This is a genomic window from Erysipelatoclostridium sp. DFI.2.3 (genome assembly GCF_019132535.1).
Lineage (GTDB): Bacteria > Bacillota_I > Bacilli_A > Erysipelotrichales > Erysipelotrichaceae > Clostridium_AQ > Clostridium_AQ innocuum.
The window spans coordinates 121328-142091 of the sequence record NZ_JAHOOJ010000002.1 but is presented as its reverse complement, the minus strand read 5'-3'; the positions used below and the strand labels follow the sequence as shown (position 1 = coordinate 142091).

21 protein-coding genes are annotated in these 20764 nt (G+C 39.4%); 2 read left to right on the top strand and 19 right to left on the bottom strand.

Going from position 1 to position 20764, the window contains the following annotated elements:
• Positions 1–50 precede the first annotated feature (50 nt).
• The 4 genes from KSZ58_RS02695 to lepB all read right to left on the bottom strand — a co-directional run bounded on the left by KSZ58_RS02695 (position 51) and on the right by lepB (position 3134).
• Complete coding sequence (locus KSZ58_RS02695; protein ID WP_009269949.1) at positions 51–1379, bottom strand: hypothetical protein; 1329 nt, start codon at positions 1377–1379, stop codon at positions 51–53.
• 355 nt (positions 1380–1734) lie between these two features.
• Positions 1735–2019, bottom strand: coding sequence for an anaerobic ribonucleoside-triphosphate reductase (gene nrdD / locus KSZ58_RS02690; protein ID WP_002606374.1), 285 nt, complete (start codon positions 2017–2019; stop codon positions 1735–1737).
• Between the two features lie 33 nt (positions 2020–2052).
• Positions 2053–2490 carry an SRPBCC family protein gene (locus KSZ58_RS02685; RefSeq protein WP_021421046.1) on the bottom strand — a complete coding sequence of 146 codons (438 nt, stop codon included), beginning with the start codon at positions 2488–2490 and terminating at the stop codon, positions 2053–2055.
• Entirely contained in the window at positions 2487–3134 is a 648-nt protein-coding gene (lepB, locus tag KSZ58_RS02680) for a signal peptidase I (protein WP_002606376.1), read from the bottom strand. The genes KSZ58_RS02685 and lepB overlap by 4 nt, the downstream gene beginning before the upstream one ends.
• A gap of 252 nt (positions 3135–3386) precedes the next feature.
• Here lepB and KSZ58_RS22480 point away from each other — a divergent pair, with 252 nt between their 5' ends.
• Both KSZ58_RS22480 and KSZ58_RS22475 read left to right on the top strand, forming a co-directional pair.
• A complete protein-coding gene (locus KSZ58_RS22480) occupies positions 3387–4445 on the top strand; it encodes a PAS domain-containing protein (protein WP_009269951.1) in 1059 nt (352 codons plus the stop codon).
• 132 nt (positions 4446–4577) lie between these two features.
• Complete coding sequence (locus tag KSZ58_RS22475; protein ID WP_308125099.1) at positions 4578–6002, top strand: GGDEF domain-containing protein; 1425 nt, start codon at positions 4578–4580, stop codon at positions 6000–6002.
• Positions 6003–6712: 710 nt separating this feature from the next.
• Here the strand turns inward: KSZ58_RS22475 and KSZ58_RS02670 are convergent.
• The 15 genes from KSZ58_RS02670 to KSZ58_RS02600 form a co-directional block, all read right to left on the bottom strand.
• The gene (locus KSZ58_RS02670) at positions 6713–8083 is read right to left on the bottom strand and encodes an MATE family efflux transporter (RefSeq protein WP_009269954.1); all 1371 of its coding nucleotides are present in this window, start codon (positions 8081–8083) and stop codon (positions 6713–6715) included.
• Positions 8084–8182: 99 nt separating this feature from the next.
• Positions 8183–8845 carry a deoxyribose-phosphate aldolase gene (deoC, locus tag KSZ58_RS02665; RefSeq protein ID WP_008816327.1) on the bottom strand — a complete coding sequence of 221 codons (663 nt, stop codon included), beginning with the start codon at positions 8843–8845 and terminating at the stop codon, positions 8183–8185.
• A 58-nt stretch (positions 8846–8903) separates the two neighbouring features.
• The gene (locus tag KSZ58_RS02660; RefSeq protein ID WP_008816326.1) at positions 8904–9743 is read right to left on the bottom strand and encodes a PTS system mannose/fructose/sorbose family transporter subunit IID; all 840 of its coding nucleotides are present in this window, start codon (positions 9741–9743) and stop codon (positions 8904–8906) included.
• Positions 9730–10503 carry a PTS sugar transporter subunit IIC gene (locus KSZ58_RS02655; RefSeq protein WP_009269955.1) on the bottom strand — a complete coding sequence of 258 codons (774 nt, stop codon included), beginning with the start codon at positions 10501–10503 and terminating at the stop codon, positions 9730–9732. Before KSZ58_RS02655 ends, KSZ58_RS02660 begins: the two co-directional genes overlap by 14 nt.
• Positions 10504–10518: 15 nt before the next feature.
• Complete coding sequence (locus tag KSZ58_RS02650) at positions 10519–10992, bottom strand: PTS sugar transporter subunit IIB (RefSeq protein ID WP_008816324.1); 474 nt, start codon at positions 10990–10992, stop codon at positions 10519–10521.
• A gap of 14 nt (positions 10993–11006) precedes the next feature.
• Positions 11007–11423 carry a PTS sugar transporter subunit IIA gene (locus tag KSZ58_RS02645; protein WP_217752606.1) on the bottom strand — a complete coding sequence of 139 codons (417 nt, stop codon included), beginning with the start codon at positions 11421–11423 and terminating at the stop codon, positions 11007–11009.
• Positions 11420–12265 carry a sugar phosphate isomerase/epimerase gene (locus KSZ58_RS02640; protein WP_161129364.1) on the bottom strand — a complete coding sequence of 282 codons (846 nt, stop codon included), beginning with the start codon at positions 12263–12265 and terminating at the stop codon, positions 11420–11422. Before KSZ58_RS02640 ends, KSZ58_RS02645 begins: the two co-directional genes overlap by 4 nt.
• Positions 12262–12912: an HAD family phosphatase gene (locus tag KSZ58_RS02635; protein ID WP_009588415.1), complete on the bottom strand. Its 651-nt coding sequence runs from the start codon at positions 12910–12912 to the stop codon at positions 12262–12264. The genes KSZ58_RS02640 and KSZ58_RS02635 overlap by 4 nt, the downstream gene beginning before the upstream one ends.
• A 3-nt stretch (positions 12913–12915) precedes the next feature.
• Positions 12916–13947 carry an SIS domain-containing protein gene (locus KSZ58_RS02630; protein WP_065530146.1) on the bottom strand — a complete coding sequence of 344 codons (1032 nt, stop codon included), beginning with the start codon at positions 13945–13947 and terminating at the stop codon, positions 12916–12918.
• A gap of 518 nt (positions 13948–14465) precedes the next feature.
• Complete coding sequence (locus KSZ58_RS02625; protein ID WP_008816318.1) at positions 14466–15197, bottom strand: GntR family transcriptional regulator; 732 nt, start codon at positions 15195–15197, stop codon at positions 14466–14468.
• 10 nt (positions 15198–15207) lie between these two features.
• A complete protein-coding gene (locus tag KSZ58_RS02620) occupies positions 15208–15909 on the bottom strand; it encodes a GntR family transcriptional regulator (RefSeq protein WP_008816317.1) in 702 nt (233 codons plus the stop codon).
• Between the two features lie 531 nt (positions 15910–16440).
• Entirely contained in the window at positions 16441–16830 is a 390-nt protein-coding gene (locus KSZ58_RS02615; RefSeq protein WP_008816314.1) for a hypothetical protein, read from the bottom strand.
• Positions 16831–17141: 311 nt separating this feature from the next.
• Positions 17142–17654 carry an acetolactate synthase small subunit gene (gene ilvN, locus KSZ58_RS02610; RefSeq protein WP_002606390.1) on the bottom strand — a complete coding sequence of 171 codons (513 nt, stop codon included), beginning with the start codon at positions 17652–17654 and terminating at the stop codon, positions 17142–17144.
• A gap of 34 nt (positions 17655–17688) precedes the next feature.
• Positions 17689–19410 (bottom strand): biosynthetic-type acetolactate synthase large subunit, encoded by a 1722-nt coding sequence (gene ilvB, locus KSZ58_RS02605; protein ID WP_008816313.1) that lies wholly within the window; start codon positions 19408–19410, stop codon positions 17689–17691.
• 289 nt (positions 19411–19699) lie between these two features.
• Positions 19700–20569: a methionyl aminopeptidase gene (locus KSZ58_RS02600; RefSeq protein ID WP_009269959.1), complete on the bottom strand. Its 870-nt coding sequence runs from the start codon at positions 20567–20569 to the stop codon at positions 19700–19702.
• Positions 20570–20764 lie beyond the last annotated feature (195 nt).

Sequence of the window (20764 nt, the reverse complement as noted above, 5' to 3'; positions counted from 1 at the left end):
ATAATGACTACCTTACAAAACTGGTAGAGAAAACCGGCTTATTCCGCCGGTTAATTGTATTCATTCAGTTTTGTAGTCGTATCGGCTATTTTAGATTCCAGCTCTAATTTTCTGTTTTCCAGTGAGCTGATACTGCTTTCCGCAGCACTTTTTTTCTGTTCAGCAGCCTGTGTCTTGGTATTGTAATTAGAATTAGCTGCATCTGCAGCGGATTGCAATTCCTCATAAGAAGTGAAATTTGTCCCTGCTAATGCACTTTTTAAGGCATTCAGAGCATTATCATATTGTGCTTTCTTATCATTATCTTCACTTGATTCATAATCCTTTACATTATTAAAAGCTTCAGCATATCGTTTTACAGTATTAGCTTGACCAGTTAATTTTGATGCTTCATCACCAAGTGATTTATATGAGTCTAATTCTGCCTGTGCATCAGCTCTCTCCTTATTCGCAGCCGCCAGATCTTTTTCCACATCCTTCAGCTGAGATTCATACTGATCCAGCTGTTTCTGCAGCTGAGCCGCTTCTGCCTGATTGGTCTTGATTTCATTCTTTTTCTCTTCATCCTCGTCATCACCCGGATTGGTATTCGTTTGCTTATTGCCTTCGTTCTGTTCCTTATCCTTTGAACCAGTACCGCTTTTATCCGTTGTCTTTTCCTTATCATCACTTCCGCCAAGGAAATTTGACAAGGCATATTTCACACCGAAAAATGCGCCGGCAATGATACAGATTCCCACGATACCGATAATTACGTAGGTGATGATTTTATTCATTTTCGCACTTTTCCCAGGATCGTCTTCATCTTCTTCCTCATCGTCATCCTGTTCCAGCTTGCGTTTTGCTTCCTCTTTGCGCTGTTTTTTCTCTTTTATGCGGGCCAACAGATTATCATCGTCATCCTCTTCATAAATTTCTTCCTCTGCATCCTCTTCCTCCACATCACTGTCATCATATTCCTGTGCGTCCATTGTGTGGAACACAGCAGTACGGTCTTCACCGAAAATCTGTGTCTGATCTGCGGAAGATGCCTTGTTTCTGTTATTCATGATAACCAGTGTTTTATCATAGGCAGGATCGTCATCAAAGCCTACCCTCGTCTGATCAAGCTGTGTGTCATCCACACGGATATCCGGAATCCCACCCTGCTTTACCGCTTCCGGCCGTTTAAAGGTACCAGTTTCGCTGATACTGTCAAAGATGCTGCTGCCTGCTGCTGAGGACTCCTGCTTGGAAGCATAGATCCTTTTCTCCTCTTCCTTCTGTTTTTTCAGCTCCTCAATCTTCTTTCTCAATTCATTATCCTGACTGTATTCATTGATCATACCGGATAAATCAATATCTTCATCATTTCCGGCTGTTCTTCTTTTATCATCCATATTTAAACCTCCAACGTACTTGTATCATTGTATATAATCTATGCGCACCGTTTTGTCGTTTTTCCTTATTTTAATGAAAGAGTGCTCATAGTTCTCCTACGAACACTCCGAATCGAATTTCTGCTACTCAAAGGAGGAGAGAGAAATTTCGCTACGTAAGTCACATATCCTTATTTCATTGGCTAGATGAATATATGCAATCTTACGGCATAATTATAACACCTAATCACATAAACTGTCATTTTAAATCTTAAAATTAACTTAATTTTACATATTTTAAGACTATACTTTTCCACTACGTGATATTTCTATTATATGTAATATATCATACAGAAAAAAAGCAGCGCTCTGCTGCCTATGCGTGCTTAACGCGATCATGCTCCTCTGCGCGCTTTCCATTATTAAAGCGATCGACTGTCCCCACCAGGTAACCGGTAATGCGTCTTATTTTTTCAAAGCCCTCCGGCTGCAGGTGATAGCCCAATCCTACTTCCTCACCATCAAAGCTCAGCTCAACGGATGATATCTCCTTCTTTGGATTATTCTTGCGTATATAGCTGATATACGCGCGGGCTTCCTTTTCATTCACCTGTTCATTTGACTGAATTTCAATTCCATCAACCATAATCTGATATTCCATATGTAAGCTCCTCCTCATAATTTTCTGATACCATTATAACGAAGCAGATGCTTCCTTACAATTATTACGCCTGACAAGTTCTTTCTTTAGATCTTGCACATAGGTCTGCTGCAGCTTGTTTAGATTCCAAGCCATGCCTGCCACCAGGCGCATAAGCGGATTATGTATCTCAATACGCTCCTCCAGGATCAAACGGCATCCTCCATGCGCAAGCTCCTCCAGAGTACCAGTCCATTCACCGCTGAAGCGTTTGTTTTCCATATGGAAAGCATATCGCGTAAACGGCTTTTTTTCTGTTATTGTAAATACTGTTTCATTACCATTCGGATAGATTTCACGAAAAACCGTATCACTATCGGTTTCTATACATTTTAAGTCACTTCTCCATGCATACTGCGTTGTATCTGTCATAACCGCCCAGACAGACTCTGTGCTGTATGGCAGCTCTGTTCGAAATACGGAAGTTTTCATTCTGCTCCTCCATTGCGTACCATTTTTATTTTATTAAACGGAAACAGGACATAGACATCCTTTCCCCGTATATCCTCCCGCTTGAATGGTCCGACACGGCGGGAGTCATAGGAAACAATACGGTTATCCCCCATCAGGAAATATTCATTATCCTTCAGTGTCCGCTTTGGAAAGTCCTCTGTAAAATTATTGCCATGCCTGCGAATCTGATTTGCATAAGCATTGTCAAGATAAGGCTCCTCTATCGGCATGCCATTCACATAGACCACATCATCCTTTGCATAAATCGTATCACCCGGCAGACCGATGACACGCTTTACCCAGTTTTCCTTCTTTTCTTCATTGTATACTACGACAACATCAAAGCGTTCAATATCCTGAAACTTTGCACTGAACACATTCATGAGGCCGATTTCTCCATCCTCCAGCGTAGGGTCCATGCTTCTGCCATCCACACGCACCGGCTTGACAACAAAATTGGTTAACAGAAAGATGCATACAAAGCAGATGACGAAGGTTTTCACCAAGTCCAGCAGCTCATATTTTAAACCTTTCTTTTCTTCCTTTTTCTTTTTGGGCTTTATGTTTTCCGTTCCATCGATGACTGCCTGGAACTGTTCTTCCTTATTTTCTTTTTGATCCATGATACTCTCCTTCCTTAACGGCATGGTTTAATTATAGCACTGCTTTTTTAAAACGAAACTCTTTTTTTAAATTGTTAAGAAAACCTTTTGCCTTTCCTTTGCAGGCGGCTTCACAAAGGTGAACATTTCCATTTTTCAAAATACATAAAGAAAACCGATAATCATTTGAACTGCCCCTGTTTATCCGCTATAATGAAGTTAGATAGAAACATGTATACGGCTTTATTAAAGCTGGGAAAGGAGGCGGCGCCCATGCCTGATCAGAATCAGTTCTGGGAGAGTCTAGATAAATACCGCTATATTCTCGATTCTCTTCCAAACCCTGTCATCGTCACAGATATGGACAAAATCGTACGCTATATCAATGTTGCGGCGAGAGCGATTGTTCCCCCTCCTTATGAGAAGCTGTTGAATCAGCCCTGCAGTAATTTTCATACACCCTACTGTCATACAAAAGATTGCTGTATCCAACGCTTCCTGCGTAATGAAAAGGGTGCCATCCAAAGCGGTCCCGGAGATATCATAAATCGTGTCGATATTTCCTATCTCAGGGATGCGTTGGGCAATCCCATCGGTTATATCAATGTATCCACGGATGTACGGGAGCTGATGGAGGTGCAGCGCCAGCTGAAAATCAGCCAGGAGCGCTATGAGATTGCTTTACAGCAGGCCCGCACCGCATTGTGGGAATACGATATCAGGGAGCATACCATACAGCGTATAGATAATGTCCGGGGACAATTTTCTGAAATATTTCCCAATGAAGGGGTTATTGAAGGCGTGCCGGATGCTCTTATTGCGCAGGGCATTCTATTTGAGGATTCCATCAGGGAAATCGAAGTCATGTACAGCAAGCTGAAGGAAGGCTACAAAAAAGTTTCCGGACAGTTGCATATGCGTAACAGAAATGGTGAGGAACGATGGGTGGAAATCCGCTGTACAACCATTTTCGATGAAGCGGGAAGAGCCATTAAGGCAATCGGTATTTCAAAGGATATCAGTGAACAGAAGCGCTTGGAAAGCAGCTACCAAAATGAACGGAAGCTGCAGGAAATCATGAATGCAGGATTCCTGAGTGTCTTTGAAGTAAATGTAACACAAAACCGGATGATTCTGATAGATAAGGAAGCCGCGGCAAAATTGAGCAGTCCACCGGAGGAAGGCGTGTATGATGAAATTCTGCAGGCAGCACTATCGAAAATACATCCGGACTTTCAGAAAAAGGTCTACGAAAAAATGAATTGCAGGGCACTGCATCTGGCGTATATGCGTGGCATACATACATGCAATGTGGAATACCGGCTGAAGTGAAAAGGCTGTTACCACTGGATCAATGCATCCATTCAGCTTTTGAAAAAAGATAGCAGTGCGGATATTTTCGCACGTGTTTTCCTAAAAGATATTCAGGCACAAAAAGAAAAGGAAGAAAAGCTTCAAAAAGAAGTGCACATCGATGCACTGACAGGCGCCTATAATCGTAAAGGAATTATTACACATATCGAGGAGCTGCTGCGGCAGAATCCCGAAGCGATCAGCGCATGCGTATCACTGGATATTGATAATTTCAAGGAGGTCAACGATACCTTCGGTCATTTATACGGCGATGCTGTATTATCTGAAACAGCGAAGAAAATTCAGAAGCTCTGTCGAAATGACACGCTGATAGGACGGCTGGGCGGTGATGAGTTCGTTGCATTCTTTCCCCGTTTACAAAGTGAGGAGGTTCTCATGCATGCAGCTGAACGCCTGCAAACAGCACTTGTGAATACCTATACCTCGGGAAGTCACATGGTGAAAACAAGTGTCTCCATGGGGATTTCATTTTATCCACGGCACGGCACCACCTTTACAGAGCTTTATGATAAGGCGGATATTGCCATGTATCATTGTAAGCGGAACGGGAAAAACGGATGGACGGTTTATCATGATACGATGGAGCGCTGTCAGCAAATCATGGAAAAGCCGGAAACCGACAATATCGGCGACATGCAGCTGAACAAGCCTTTTGAGGGCAATATCGGCGAGTATATTTTCCGCATTCTCTATCGTCGGGAGAAGACGGATCCGCAAACCATGCGGACGGTACTGGAGCTTATCGCCCACCATTACGACATGCAGTATTTTTATGTTATGGATTTCAACAGGGAAACCCAAAGCATACAGCCGCTGCTTTCCTGGAGTGAAGAGGATAAGAGCCTGTATGAATTGCTGCAGCTGGATGAGCAGAAAGCAGCATTGGAATTTCTGGAAACCATTCATTCTGACAATGACCGTATACTGTTTCTGGAAAATTGCGGGAAGGACTGTTTTGATAGATTTCCAAAGGAAATTCTGAACAAGCTAGCTATTTTTGCGCTGGTTCACATGAGTGTGCCGGTTTCCAATCAACACGATATCCTCATCGGTCTTGCCAATACCAGGCATACGCATAGCTTCAGTCGTAATCAGCGCACGGATATTCGGACAATTTTTGAGGTAATCGTCACCTTCCTCAAAGATCAGCAGCAGCGTGAGCAGCAGAAAAAGTATACCGACACGTTGATTTCACTTTTGAACAACCTTGGAAATTCCATATATGTCATTGATCCGCACAGTTATCAGCTGATTTACTTTAACCAGAGTCTTATGGAAATCTTTCCGAAATTGAAGACAGGTGAAATTTGTCATAAGGTCTTCAGAGAGGAAGATACACCGTGTAAGGATTGCCCGATACGTCAGCTTTCAAAGACAGTTCCCTCTGCCTCCACAGACATACATAATGCGAAGCTGAATGCGGATATTCAAACGACAGCAGCCTATGTGGAATGGTATGATCATCAGAAATATGTTCTATTATCAGGTGTCGATGTTACAAGGTATAAGAAATGACAGTTATGAAAGAACAATTGATGAAACATACCCTGCTAGAAAAACATATTATTAAATGGATCCCATATTTCTATGATGGTCATTTTATAAAAAATATTAAATGAGTACATGAAGAAACCTCTTATTCATAGTTAAGAGGTTTTTCTCAGTTGATTTATAGTTTTATTAAAATTGATTCGCAATTCTTTGCCTGATTATCCTGTAAACTACATCATTTATTTTTCAGTTCTGTTGATATGTGCGATAAACCACATATTCGTAGTCAATAATAGAGAATCACTTATATACAATAAGATTACAATTATAAAAAAGCCGTTCTTTCATGCAAAACTGGCAGTAATACAAAGTTTCACCATATAATGAAAGCATTGTTCCATACATACATGAAAATTTTTAAGCTGCCTATATGACACACCACTTGTGAAGGTTCTATCATGACTATGATAAAGCCTCACTTCAAATGGCAGTTCCTTATATATCCTTTCTCAATAAGTCTATCTATGATGTGGAAGCCCTGAAAGTATTATATTGACAGTTTCAGATATAAATGTTTATCACTTTACATATAGGACTATTTATTAGACATCATATTGCCTTTATTTCAGCATTTTTTATATTTCGAAAATTCATATTTGAATTCTTCGCAGAAACTGTGAGTCGGAATATGGATTTAACCTTAACAAGTCATGGTTGAATGATCAAGCTCTTTCTTACGAATATTTTGTATACTCATTATAATTACTCTTTTCTTCTGTTAGATTTTTCAGCCATGTCTTTTTACGATAAAACCATGTAGCGATAATTATTTTAAAAATACTACAGCCCTCGACAACAGCAAACAAAAATAGTATAGGCAGCGGAAACAGCCGCGCAAAGATTGTTGAAAGAAGCAGTGGCCCAAAACAGGTAAATAAACCGTCAATGTATAATACAGAACGTGTATCACCACCAGCCCTTAAAATATAGTAAATTGTTTCTGAATAGCCTTGTGTCCATGTGATACAGGACTTAATGATTAACAACCATATAGCCATCTGCAAGCTTTCTCCTTTTAAAGAAAAAAGTCTAGGAGTTATCGGACTGGTAAGTAAAATCAGAATACAGCCAATTACATAGATCATCAAACCTATTTTTATCATTTGTTTCGCATCCCTCATTGCCTGATCCAGTTTATCAGCACCCAAATCATTTCCGATAATCACGCCGGTTACTGTACTACAGCCACTAAATGCAACATAGATCATACTTGATATATTATCAACAACAGTTAAAGCAGGTATGTATTGCTCACTCACAAAACAATAATTTATAAAAATAAGTGAGAGACCCAATGACCATATAAATTCATTGCAAACCAGTGGAATCGTCTTTTTCAGTATTACTAATTTATGCCTTACATCAAAACCACCATATCGCTGAAAGAAATAAAACTCACTTTTTTTATGCATAGATACAAGAGTTAGAGAGACCGCTTCTGTTAGCCTTGCAAGAAGCGTGGCCCACGCCGCACCGGCTATTCCCATAGCTGGCAGACCGAGCCTGCCGAAAATCAGTCCATAGTTTAAAACTACGTTTAAGACAAAGGAAAGTGTCCCTGCATACATCGGTATACGGGTATGGGCAATTACACGATAGCCGACACCCAGCATTTGCGCAACAGCATAAGGTATAAAGGAAAATAAAACAATCCTGTTATATGTGTTTCCTAATGAAATCAAATTTTGATTTTTAACAAAAACTGACATCACTGCAGATGGTGATATCAGAAGAATGAACATAAAGCCACATGCAGTATATATACAAAGCCTTAATCCAAAACGCAAGGTACGATTCTCATTTTCTTTCTGTACAGCTCCATGATATTGTGAAATAAACAAACCTAATCCATTTGTAAGACCAAAGATAACCAAATTATAAATAAAGAAATATTTATTTGCCACACTTACAGCACTGATGGCCTGTTCACTAAAGGCTCCCAACATAATGGTATCACTCATTGCCAGTAAATGGGCTAATAATTGCTGCAATATCACCGGTAATGCTAAGCTTATAAAATATCTCATAAATCTGATATGCTTCATATAAAACCTCCTGATACATATTGACATTACATTAAGAAAAAGAAAGAAGCTGCTCATAAAACTGAATAATCAGATTACAAGTGCTTCTATTTTCTTATATTATTCGATTACATTTTGTGTTTCGCCTTTGACAATCGCTATCCCTGCACTGGCACCTAAAACGCTAGCTCCAGCCTTGATGAACGCCATCGCTTCCTGATAATTGTGAATACCACCAGCTGCCTTAATTTTAATATCATCATGCAGTATGCTTTTCATCAGTTTTACATCTTCCAGTTTTGCACCCGCATAGCTCTTTCCTGTTGATGTCTTTAAGAATGCCGGCTTTGCTTTATTTGCAATTCTGCAGATTTCTCTCTTCGCAGCTTCATCATTATCCAGTTTACACATTTCAACAATGGCCTTATCAAGTATTCCATGTGTTCTACAGAAATCTGCTATGCAGGACATTTCTTTCTCTATATATAAATAATCCTTTTGTTCAACAGCTTTTTGGTTTAATACATAATCAATCTCTCGAAATCCCTTTTCCGCATATGTCTTAAACATTTTCATCTTTTCATCAAGTGATAACTTTCCTTCCGGAAAATCAATTGCCCCCGCTATTATAACACTTGTATCTTTCAAATATTCAACAGCGACTGCATATGTTTCCAAATCTGCAAAAACACAACGGAAATCATAAAATTTTCCCTTATTTATATATTGCAGAAAGGTATCTTCCGGGTCATCGATATAGTCGATATATTTACTTATACGCATATATTCCTCCTGACATTTTAATACAGTAATGAATTCATCACCTTAATTGATTAGTAAATTATCCCAGGAAACCTAAGTAAACACCAACAATACCCAGAATCATAGTTCCAAATATCAACCACATAGGATTTACTTTTTTCTTTAACAGCCAGTAATAAATCCATGTTGCGCTTAATCCAAGTACACCAGGCATAATTCCATCTAAAATCCCCTGTACCGTCTGTACCTCTTCTCCCGATACACTTGCACCAATTTCAAGCGGAATAGTCGCATAGAACATATCCTTACTCATTGCCCCAATAACCATAATACCGACAATGCCGGATGCAAACATAACCTTTTCCATCAACCCACTCTTCTCAGCATTCGCAAGGAAAGAAAAGCCTAATTCATAACCTTTCACTGCACCGATAAAGCGTACCAGAAAAGCTGGGATATTATAAATCAGGAAATAAGCGATTGGTCCCATAATATTTCCGGATGCTGATAGGGAAATACCTACGGCAACAGCAATTACACGTATACATCCCAGAAAAATGGAATCGCCGATACCACTTAATGGTCCCATGAGGGCAGCTTTTACAGAATCTACCGCAGCTCCTTCCAATTCCCCTTTTGCTACACGCTCCTCCATTGAAATTGCAATACCTCCAACGAATGGAGCAAGCTGAGGTGTAATATTAAAGAATGCCACATGCCGTGTAAGAGCCTCTGCATAGCCTTCAGGATCATCTTTATACACCTTTTTCAGCATCGGATTGATCATTAAGCAGAAAGCCAAATGCATCTGCCGTGGATAATTCCAGGAGTATTCCATTCCCAATGCACCGATATTGCAAGCAGAATGTAACAAATCCTTTTTTGTAATCAGTCTGTCTTCTTTATTAGAAGTCGTCATCATCGTCTACCTCCTCAGCATTTCCTGCAAGCTGTGGTTTTCCTTCCAGAAATCCAAATTTTTCCACGGCAATAATTACTGCTATAATTGCCACACCCAGCACTGGGATATTCGCATAGGATGCCAGTACAAAGCCAAGGAAGAAAAACGGTATCAGTTTTTTATTGATAATCATTCGCATCAGCATTGCAAAACCCATTGCTGGCAGGATTCCAGCGGCAACTCCCATCCCATCCAGAATAAACTGCGGTATGAAATCCAATAGATCCTGTACTTTGTCTGCTCCGATATAAAATGCGCCAAAGGCAAGCAGGAATTTATATGAAGTAGCAAATGCTCCCATCAACCACTGCGTAAACATAATTTTAGAATCATTTCCCTGTGCAGCACCATCATCTGCAATTTTCAGACAGACAGGGGTAATAGCAGACACCAGATTTCCGATTCCTAATGATATAACTGCAATCGGCATGGCCAATGCAACAGCTGCATCAACCCCCTTACCCATAGATATAGCAAATGCAGTAGCAAGAACACCTCCGATATTTACATCCGGTGGTATATATGCACCTACAGAAATTGCTCCCATAAACAATAATTCCAGGCTAGCACCAATTTCTACTCCTGTTTTTACATCTCCCAAAGCAAGACCAACAAGTGGACCTAACACAATAGGTCTGAATGTATACAGGGTACCAAATGCATAATCCAAAGAACCCCAAGCTGCGATAAGACCGACTAAGATAGCTTGTACTATCATAAAATTTCCTCCTAATTATTTTAGAGCATGTGCGACATTGATTTTTGAATCATCAACCAATGCACGAATCTCACACTCTACGCCTCGATTCATTAACTCTTTCAAAATAGCTTTCTCTTCATCTTCCAGAAATACCTGCTTACTAATTTGTGTTGTTGTTTTACTTTCTTTCGTATTTCCAAGATTTATACTCGTTATGCAAGGACACCCATCCGCAAGCTGTTTGGCTTCTTTGATTGTCTGTACAACAATAATCAGTTTATATTTATCGGTAACTCCGCTGTTAATCGCTGCTATTGAATCAGCCATATTCTTAATAACCAGCTTTACCCCGCTTGGCTTTCCCAGCTTTAGTGTCGTTTTCCAGACATCATCATTCACGACGGTATCACTTGCGACTAAAATACAGTTTGCACCTACACCATTTGTCCAGGAAAAAGCAACCTGACCATGCAACAATCTATGATCTACTCTTACTAATTTAATCATTCTACATCACCTTTCTAGAAATCGTCTTCTACATCTTGTGTTTCAATCATCGAATTACAATACTTAACGTGTGTATCCTCACTATTAACAATATCAAGAATCATACGCTCCGTATTTTCTTCTGCTGATAAAAACAGCTGCATCAATAAAGGAAGATTCATTCCGGTAATCAGATATAGATTTTTGCGTGTTTTCAGCTGTTTCATAAATTCCGTGTTGACGCTGCCTCCAAAGACATCAGTACATACAATGATTTCATCTGAAGATGGAATTTTTTCCAAAGTTCCGTTTACTAATGCTTCTATATCATTTTTACCATCTATGAAGGCTGTGATGATATCGACACCTGCCTGTTCCCCAATGATGATTTTAATGCTTTCATATATCCCTTTCGAAAAACCTCCGTGTGATGCGATTACATAATGTCTCATACGTATAACTCCTTCATGTACTTTTGATATTGCTGAATGGATTGTTCATCTGCTACAGACGGGTTTTCAAAATATTGTGAATTTACACATTCTACAGAAAGAACACCATGATATTCATTCTGAATGAAAACCTGTAAATCCTCTTTCATATTCCGTTCACCGTCACCCCAGGCAAGATGTGTTGTATCCGCTTTAACATCTACAAAATGGGCGTGAATAATATCATCGTGAAATACATCAAAATATTGTTGAATGGTGTTCCCAGCCATTGCCATAGCACCGGTATCAAGACAAACTTTCAAAGCATCACGCTGTACCTCCTTTAGCAGATGCTGTAATTCCTCAACACTGTTTACCAGAACAGATTCGTTACGCTGCAAAGCTTCAATCGCCAATAACATCCCTTTCTGTTCCGCATATTCACTTATTTTTTGCAGCATCTTCACACTGCGCTGATAGGCGTCTTCCCTTGGCTCATCGAGGAAAGCCCAACCGCTTGTTACTACAACCTGATTCGCTTTTATTTCTACCGCAGCATCAATAGCATTCTTGAAATAATGTTCAACCTGCAATTGCATATCTGAATCTCTGACCGCCATATTATTGGGTTTTGGATTCGTCTGTTCAGGGCAGATACCAATAATTTTTATCCCATATCGATGTTCAAGATCTTTCAGCTTGGCTATTGTTTCATAACCATGATAGTCCATGTAGAAATGTTGTGGTCCCGTCCATAATTCAACACAGGAGTAACCATTTGCTTTCGCATTGGCAAAAAATGATTCCAGTGTATAAAAGCGGTGATGGCAATTCATTGCACTAAGCTTTATTTCCCTATTCATGCAGCTTCACCTTCTTGCATTATCAAATGATAGGCCTCAAGCAAATCATAAACCAGATAATCAGCCAGCGATTGATCAAATCCAAATCTTACATCGTGTTTCGCAATAACACGAATACCGGCTGCTTTAGCCGCCAGTATTCCATAAGTGGAATCCTCTATGACGATACAACGTTCTTTTGCTACATTCAGTTTTTGTAGGGTATATAAGTAAATGGAAGGATCAGGCTTGCTATAAGGAAAATCATGCCCGCTGATGATTTCATTAAAGTATCCTTTTAATCCGCACTCATTTACCATTGTGACAATCGCCTGTTTAGGTGAGGAGGATGCAATCGCAAGTTTCATACCCCTTGCCTTTAAACGTTTAAGAACATATAAAACATACGGATTCAAGATTTCCGAATAAACGATTTCCTCATCGCTGTTTGCTTCATAGAATTTTTCAAATTCCGAAGGCGTAATATCCTCTTTCCACCACGCTGACATCATTTCTAATCCAGCTTCATGACTACTCCCTGCCAGCTTCACAACTTCCTTATAAGGTACATGGATATCAAATCGACGATAGAATTCAAGTACATGATGCATATAGATGGGTTCTGAATCAATCAGAACACCATCCATATCGAATATAACTGCATCCATTGATTAGTATTCAAACTGGCGATAGTATCGGCGGTAGGCAAGATTATGCTTAGTATATGTTTCATAATAGCTTGCAAGTCTTTCTGTAACCAGCGCAGTCAGAATCATTGGTGAAACGATAAAGCGGAACTCCGGATCAAGTCCATCGATTGCATATTCTGCTGTATCAACTACAACCAGATTATCTGTGAAGCGTTTTGCGAATGCCTCTACACGGTTATCCAGCTTTCTACATTCATCTTCTCCTTTGAACAGGAATACAGGTACATCTTTTTCCACCAGCTCTAATGTTCCATGGAAGAAATCAGGCGAGGACACGGCTCTTGTACGTACCCACTGCATTTCCTCAAGAATACACATGGAGAATAAAACAGTCTCTCCCCACAATGCTCCGGAACCAACAAAGATACTGTAAGGAGCTAATGCATACTGTTTTGCAATCTCATCTGCTCTTTCATCGAATTTTTCACGAATACCAACAAGATCGTGGAAAATATTTTTTGTTTGAGCCACAAAATCATCATATTTTGGGAATTCTCCACGGCGATTGAGTAAACGCAATGCCAAGACATCAAACATCAGGTAACTATATTCACACTGTCCAGTTGTCACAGGAGCAGTAACGATCATTGTCGCAAGCTTTCCAAGTGGTGTTTCCGGTTTTGTGAATGCCATTACATCGATTCCCTCTTTAACAATCCACTCTACCGCTTCGACAATTTCTTTCGTATCGCCGGATGCGCTTGCTGTTATGACAATTGACTTTTTATTCAATCTTTTATTTCCAAGTACATTCAGCTCTGCAGCATTTGATAGATGCACTTCTACTTCAGAATATTTATTCATAATATACTGAATAGGCTCTAATTCATCATAGGTCCCCCCCATGCCAAGCAGGAATATGTTTTCATAACCTTTATCATGAATCTTATCTGCGGCAGCCTCTACATCCTTTAGCTTATCGATAACTGCATCTCCATCTTTTAAATAAGTCTCCACATTAAACTTAGGCAATACTACTTTTTCTTTTTCCATGTTCTTTTTCTCCTTCGATAACTTTCATATGCTTCCCTTTACTGAAAACTGCTCTATTGCATCATAGGTTACCATTATCAGATATAAGGAATATACAAAGCAGAATCACAGATTTCTCTTCTACAGTGTGCACCCTGTGGTTCATCATATAATCCACTTTATATATTTACTATACCAGTTGTATTAATTCTTTGCAAGCGTTTTCTTTAATATTTTCAAAAACATAATTCTTCATAAAAATATATTTACAACTAAAAAGCATACAAAAAAACGCTAAAAAGCCTTTAAATATCGTACTTTTTGCTTATATTTTAAGCATATTATATACTAGAAATTACATAATACGAGGTTCATATATTATACCAATTATATAGATTTATATACCAGATTTATTTGACTTTACAATGTGTGTAGGAATAATAATATGACTATTCATAATTTCACAATAGAATTTTTAACTTGATATATCATAAATCTTTGATAAAAAAATAGAAAAAAAAAGATACATCGTTTCTGATCTATCTTTTAGCTCGAAATGTAAATTTTGCTTTATCGCAGCGAACATAGCTTTCCGTGTATTCAACAACATTACCTTTAGCATCTTTTCCGATATATTCAAAGTAATATAGAGGCTGTCCTTCCTGAATTTTCATCAGTCTAGCTTCTGGTTGTACTGCTTTTAATATTGTCAAGCGCTGTGAAAATACTACAGGTAGATGTCCTTTGCTTTTCATATAATCATAAAGGGATACATGTTCAAAATTATAAGAATCAATATCCTCGAACAAACGGAACGGTACATAACAATACTCTAATGCAAAGGATTCTGTTCCCATACTTCGAAGACGATGCAATACATAAACATCATCATTTTTTAAAATATGAAGTTTATTTGCCAAATATCCTCTGCATTGAATTACACCCTTTTCAAGTGTTTGATTTGTCAACGGCTTTCCACTATCCTTTAAAACAGCACCCAGTCCCCGGCCGGTATCGGTATAATTTTCGTAAAATGCAACCTTTTCAGTCTCTTTTTTTGCCACAAATGTCCCTTTACCGTGAACACGATATAGAATATTGGCTTCTACAAGAGAACTAATCGCATTTTTAACAGTCATTCGATTCACACCATAGGTATCTGCCATCTCTCTTTCACTGGGGATTTTTTCACCAGGAAGATATTCACCATCCTCAATACGTTTTATGATTATTTCTTTTAACTGCATATAAAGCGGCATTCGATAATCCATAAAAATCCTCCTAATTCACGTAAACGAAGCGTTCCATCTTCATAATACTTTCTGAATATTCAATTTGGCGATTATCATTATCATATGCCAAACCCTGCTGCAACACCATCTGTGTTCCTAATTCCACATGCAAAGCATTGGCTATATAGTTATCTGCCTCACAAATCAATATTTCCTGCTCACTGCGATTTATTGAAATATCGTATTCACTTTCCAGTATTTGATATAATGCACGGCTTTCAAAATCTTTCTTTTCCAGACCCTGCGCATATTTGATAGGCAAATAGCTAGTATCTACTGAAACAGGTTCATCGTCAATAATACGTAATCGTTGTAAGCAATATACTTTTGTTCCTAAAGGAAGACGCAGCTTTGTAGATAATTGTTTATTTGTTTCTTTTTTTTCTATATTCAAAATTTTGATTTTCATATTCAAGCCTTGCTCAAATATAGCCTCACTTGTCGATTCCAAATGAAAAACATTCTTTACTATTCTGGGCTTATTAACATAGTAACCACTCCGCTGTTTTGAGATAATAATCCCTTCCTGCATAAGGATACGTAATCCACTACGCAAAGTCAGTCGCTGAACATTTAATTTCTCACACAGCTCCCGCTCACTAGGCAGCTTGTCGCCTTCCTTTAAATTTTCCTGCTCAATCATATTTTTGAGTTCATTGGCAATCATGATACTCAATGTTAAGATTTTCATAAAGTTCCCTTCCTCATAGCATAAATAAACCTCTTTCTTTGTTCATTATACCAAAAGAAAGCCGAAATAGATAGCATAATTCTTATTGAGATCACTGTTAAAAATATATTTGCATAAATATTTCTATTGGCATAAATAATGAGGTTGCAATTATCATGATCTGACAACAAGACGCTATTACCGCCAGTTTGCATATTGATCTGATTCTCTGCTTAACCCCTATCAAAAGGCAGAATCTCTGCTGCTTACTGGCATATTATCCAATAAAAGGAAGCAACGCAATCCTCATACTCACATACGGGGTGCCTGCTTCCTTATTTATATACAGTTTACTCCAGAAATTTCCTTAACCGCTTTTTTCCTGAATCCTTTTTCTTACACCATGTTTTTGCCTGTTCTTCCTGTATAAAGCTTTTTAAAGGAATCAAATCACTTTGTGATCAAAGGCCTCCAGTGCACGGTAATACGCCGGTTTATCCTCATTGTAAATGATAACAGGGGCGATATCATGAATCATGAAATAATAATTCATCAATGTCCTGCCTGCTCTGCCATCCGCAAAGGGATTATATGTTCAAATATTGCATGTAGATATACTCCTGCTGTAAAGTAATCTGTTCCCTGATATGTATTAAGCTCTGATAACAGCTCTTTCACATCGGATTCGACTTCATGAGGATACCTGCCGATTTCATTTTTACCGGTTACATAATCATGTATTTTGAATTCACCCGAACGTTCCTGTTTATCATGGTAACGAATATCATCATATGTACCTTTCATAAGCTTATACTGCATGCGCTTGATAAAGTTTATATCCAGAGCTTTTTTCTCTACGATAAGCAGTTTCAAGTAATTATAGCAATGCACCTGATTTTCTATTTCAAACAGTGTTCTCAGATCACCGGTATAACCGTTCACATAGCCCTTTTCGAAAATATCTCTTGTGTCATGAAAATCAATTCTTTCATTTTCTATTTTATTAGAATGATACGCGAACAGAATTTAAAATCATAGAGTCTCACATCAATTTCTTCCAGTGAGTTAAATGACATAGCTTTACCATTATGTATACCTCCGCATTTCCTGTTCATTATACCACATATCCATATATGCATGTACAGAATTATTATACCGCTTATTGTATTTGCGAACAGCCAAATAAATAGAAAAGGACCAGATGTTCTGATCCCTATTTCTTAGTTATATACATTTTTGCGTTCCATGTGTATTCAACGTTCCATCATGCTGATTGACTCGATTCCCACACTTCCACCTCTAACTACCTCGATGTCTCTGAATTCCTCTTTCATCAGCTTAATGACCGCATCATTCTTTGTTGCGGTTTGCACAAATTCCAGAAGGAGACTGTCTCTTCCATAATCAATCACCTTTGCCTTAAAGGTCTGTGCGATTTGAAACAGCTCCGTTTTTTCCTGCAGGGTACAGTTCTGTACCTTCACATATAAAATTTCCTTCATACGGACAAAGATATCCGTAAAATCTATGACCTTAATTACTTCCACTAGTCGATTCAGCTGTTTCTTGATCTGTTCAAAGGTTTCATCATCACTGACTGTCGCAATCGTCATTCTGGATATGGTAGGATCCTCCGTCGTTCCTACGGTAAGGCTGTCAAGATTATATGATTTCCCGGAAAATAATCCGGAAATCTTAGACAAAACACCTACCTGATTTTCCACATACAGCGATATCCAACGTTTTTTCATACCGTTACCATTCATATATCCATTCTCTCCTTCCTGTTTCAGCATCAGTTTAACAATCCATAAGCATATCCTTTAAGGTGCCGTTGGGCTGTATCATCGGATACACAAGATCTTCCGGATTTATGATAAATTCAATGATTACCGGTGTTTTCTTACTGCTCATCGCCTCGCGAAGTGCCGGCTCAATCTGTTCCTTTTCCGTTACCCGGATCCCCTTTGCCCCATAGCTTTCCGCCAGCTTTACGAAATCAGGAGTATACGTTGGACAGGATACTTCCCCGCATTTATTGCGGCAGGCAGCTCCGGCACGAAGGCAGGTCATGGCATAGCGCTTTCCATAGAACAGCTTCTGCCACTGCCGAACCATGCCCAGATTGTTATTATTGAAAATACAATTTATAATAGGAAGCTCCTCCAGTACAGCTGTTGCGATTTCCTGGATGTTCATCTGCATCCCGCCATCTCCCGAAATGGATAGTACAGGAGTGTCCGGATTTCCAATTTTTGCGCCGATTGCCCCCGGAAGACCATAGCCCATCGTACCAAGACCTCCGGACATCAACAGCTTCTTCTTGTTAGTCAGCTCGATAAACTGTGCTGTAAACATCTGATGCTGTCCGACATCGGTGACAACGATCAGCTCCTCAAATACCCGGTTGATGGTTTCGATGATGTCCTGCGGAGTCAGATACGGCTTCTTTTTCATCATGAGTGGATGCTCGCTTTTCCATGCATCGATTTCATCCAGCCACTTTTTTGTATTATATTCATGCACATATTCCAGCATTTTATTGATTGCTTCTCTGGCATCCGCAACAATCGGGATGTCTACCTGTATATTTTTAGAGATCGCGGCAGTATCAATATCAATATGCACTATTTTGGCATTGGGTGCAAAGGAATGCAGCTTTCCCGTGATTCGGTCATTGAATCTCGTACCGATGGAAAACAGCAGATCGCACTCATTTACGGCCATATTACAGGCATAGGCACCATGCATTCCGATATTCCCCACATACAGCGGGTGATTGCTTGGAATTGCCCCCTTCCCCATAATTGTTGTTATGACAGGTATATTCGTTTTATTAACCAGCTTTGTAAAGTCCTCATTTGCATGGGCAATATTCACACCGCCCCCGGCAAGAAACAATGGACGTTTTGCCTTTCCCAGCATTTTGATAGCACGCTTCAGCTGACCGATATGCACTGCAGTATTGGGCTTATATCCCCGAATATTCACCTTATCCGGATAATCTGCTTCTCCCAGCTCTCCCATAACATCCTTTGGAAGATCGATCAGCACCGGACCGGGTCTTCCGCTTGCCGCTATATAAAAGGCTTCTTTGATAATACGTCCCAGGTCTTCCCTTCTGCGAACCGTGACACCGTATTTAGTGATACTGCGGGTGATTCCCACAATATCCACCTCCTGAAACGCATCATTTCCGATTAAATTCCGGGCAACCTGTCCGGTAAAGCATACTAGTGGAACACTGTCATAATAGGCAGTCGCAAGACCGGTCACAAGATTTGTCGCACCCGGGCCACTGGTAACGAGACATACCCCTGTTTTCCCTGTAGAACGTGCATAGGCATCCGCTTCATGAACAAGAGCGATTTCCTGCCTTGGAAGAATGATTTTTATACTGTTCTGCTTATATAATTCATCACTGATGTCAATGGTACAGGCGCCCGGATAAGCAAACAGCGTATCCACACCCTCTTCCTGAAGTGCCTTTACCAATAACTTATTGCCACTGATTTTCTTCATATGCATACCTCCCTAATCTATCTTATTACTACTTTAACACAATACAGGCACTATGAAAACACTTTAAACCTGCTTGTTTAAGACATTTTTGTGACAAAAACCGTAGGATTCAGCAAATTCAAAAAAAACTATGAAAAATGCTATTTCACAGGCAATTTATGTGCAAAGAAGCTGATGTACAAAAAAGCAGATACCATATAAAGTATTGAATACTGCATATACTATCTGCTTACATTATAAAAACATTTTGTTGCTCACACTAATTCAGACATCTCTATATTCTATTGTATCAATACGTTAGTATTTCAATACCATGTTCTGTGACCAGGAGGGTATGCTCCCACTGGGCACTTAATGAACCATCCTCTGTATAGGATGTCCATCCGTTATCTTCATCAATATATAAATGATAATCTCCTACATTGATCATGGGCTCAATCGTAAATACCATACCGGGAGCCAGCACCATACCACTACCTGCACGACCGACATGACCGATTACCGGATCCTCATGAAACTCCTTGCCAACACCGTGTCCGGCAAAATCCACAACAACACTGTATCCCCTGCTTGTCGCATATTTATGAATGGCGGCACCGATATCACCGACATGTCCCCATGGCTTGACGGCATCCATGCCAATGTTCAGACATTCCTTTGTGACCTCAACCAGATTTCTTGCCTCTTCACTGACCTCCCCGATCATAAACATACGGGAAGCATCGGAATAGTAGCCATGAAAGATTGTTGATACATCGACATTTACAATATCGCCTTCCTGCAGGATAATACTGTCATCCGGAATACCGTGACAGACCTCATCATTCACAGATGTACAGCAGCTTTTCGGAAATCCTTCATAATTCAATGGTGCAGGAATCGCACCATGGGAAACAGTATAATCATATACCAGACGATCAATTTCACCGGTACTCATACCGGGACGAATATGCTTTGCGACATGATCCAGTACTCCTGTATTGATATTCCCACTTTTCTTAATACCGATGATATCTTCCTTGTTTTTAATCAGAGAGCGATCCGGTACAATATGTCCTTCCCTGGCCAGCTTTGCGAGCTTTTCATCAAATTTTTCATGGCACTGCTTATATTTCTTTCCACTGCCGCACCAGCAGCGTGTATTTCTATGCATTTCCATATAGACACCTCTTTTCAACCTCTATAGTATAGCACTTATTTCTGTACTTTTCACATGAAAACATGCGAAAGAAAGGGAAATAAAGTCCTTCTATATCATCTATGCCTTATAGCATTATGCATTTTGTATAACCATGTACGCAAAACATTATTTCCTTACGATACGGTTTCGGTATCGTGGTATAATAAGGATAAA

Bases quoted from the DNA above. Each gene is read 5' to 3' on its own strand.
- KSZ58_RS02695 (WP_009269949.1), bottom strand. From the start codon at position 1,379: ATGGATGATAAAAGAAGAACAGCCGGAAATGATGAAGATATTGATTTA.
- nrdD (WP_002606374.1), bottom strand. From the start codon at position 2,019: ATGGAATATCAGATTATGGTTGATGGAATTGAAATTCAGTCAAATGAA.
- KSZ58_RS02685 (WP_021421046.1), bottom strand. From the start codon at position 2,490: ATGAAAACTTCCGTATTTCGAACAGAGCTGCCATACAGCACAGAGTCT.
- lepB (WP_002606376.1), bottom strand. From the start codon at position 3,134: ATGGATCAAAAAGAAAATAAGGAAGAACAGTTCCAGGCAGTCATCGAT.
- KSZ58_RS22480 (WP_009269951.1), top strand. From the start codon at position 3,387: ATGCCTGATCAGAATCAGTTCTGGGAGAGTCTAGATAAATACCGCTAT.
- KSZ58_RS02670 (WP_009269954.1), bottom strand. From the start codon at position 8,083: ATGAAGCATATCAGATTTATGAGATATTTTATAAGCTTAGCATTACCG.
- deoC (WP_008816327.1), bottom strand. From the start codon at position 8,845: ATGCGTATAAGTAAATATATCGACTATATCGATGACCCGGAAGATACC.
- KSZ58_RS02660 (WP_008816326.1), bottom strand. From the start codon at position 9,743: ATGACGACTTCTAATAAAGAAGACAGACTGATTACAAAAAAGGATTTG.
- KSZ58_RS02655 (WP_009269955.1), bottom strand. From the start codon at position 10,503: ATGATAGTACAAGCTATCTTAGTCGGTCTTATCGCAGCTTGGGGTTCT.
- KSZ58_RS02650 (WP_008816324.1), bottom strand. From the start codon at position 10,992: ATGATTAAATTAGTAAGAGTAGATCATAGATTGTTGCATGGTCAGGTT.
- KSZ58_RS02645 (WP_217752606.1), bottom strand. From the start codon at position 11,423: ATGAGACATTATGTAATCGCATCACACGGAGGTTTTTCGAAAGGGATA.
- KSZ58_RS02640 (WP_161129364.1), bottom strand. From the start codon at position 12,265: ATGAATAGGGAAATAAAGCTTAGTGCAATGAATTGCCATCACCGCTTT.
- KSZ58_RS02635 (WP_009588415.1), bottom strand. From the start codon at position 12,912: ATGGATGCAGTTATATTCGATATGGATGGTGTTCTGATTGATTCAGAA.
- KSZ58_RS02630 (WP_065530146.1), bottom strand. From the start codon at position 13,947: ATGGAAAAAGAAAAAGTAGTATTGCCTAAGTTTAATGTGGAGACTTAT.
- KSZ58_RS02625 (WP_008816318.1), bottom strand. From the start codon at position 15,197: ATGGATTATCGAATGCCGCTTTATATGCAGTTAAAAGAAATAATCATA.
- KSZ58_RS02620 (WP_008816317.1), bottom strand. From the start codon at position 15,909: ATGAAAATCTTAACATTGAGTATCATGATTGCCAATGAACTCAAAAAT.
- ilvN (WP_002606390.1), bottom strand. From the start codon at position 17,654: ATGAATGGTAACGGTATGAAAAAACGTTGGATATCGCTGTATGTGGAA.
- ilvB (WP_008816313.1), bottom strand. From the start codon at position 19,410: ATGAAGAAAATCAGTGGCAATAAGTTATTGGTAAAGGCACTTCAGGAA.
- KSZ58_RS02600 (WP_009269959.1), bottom strand. From the start codon at position 20,569: ATGGAAATGCATAGAAATACACGCTGCTGGTGCGGCAGTGGAAAGAAA.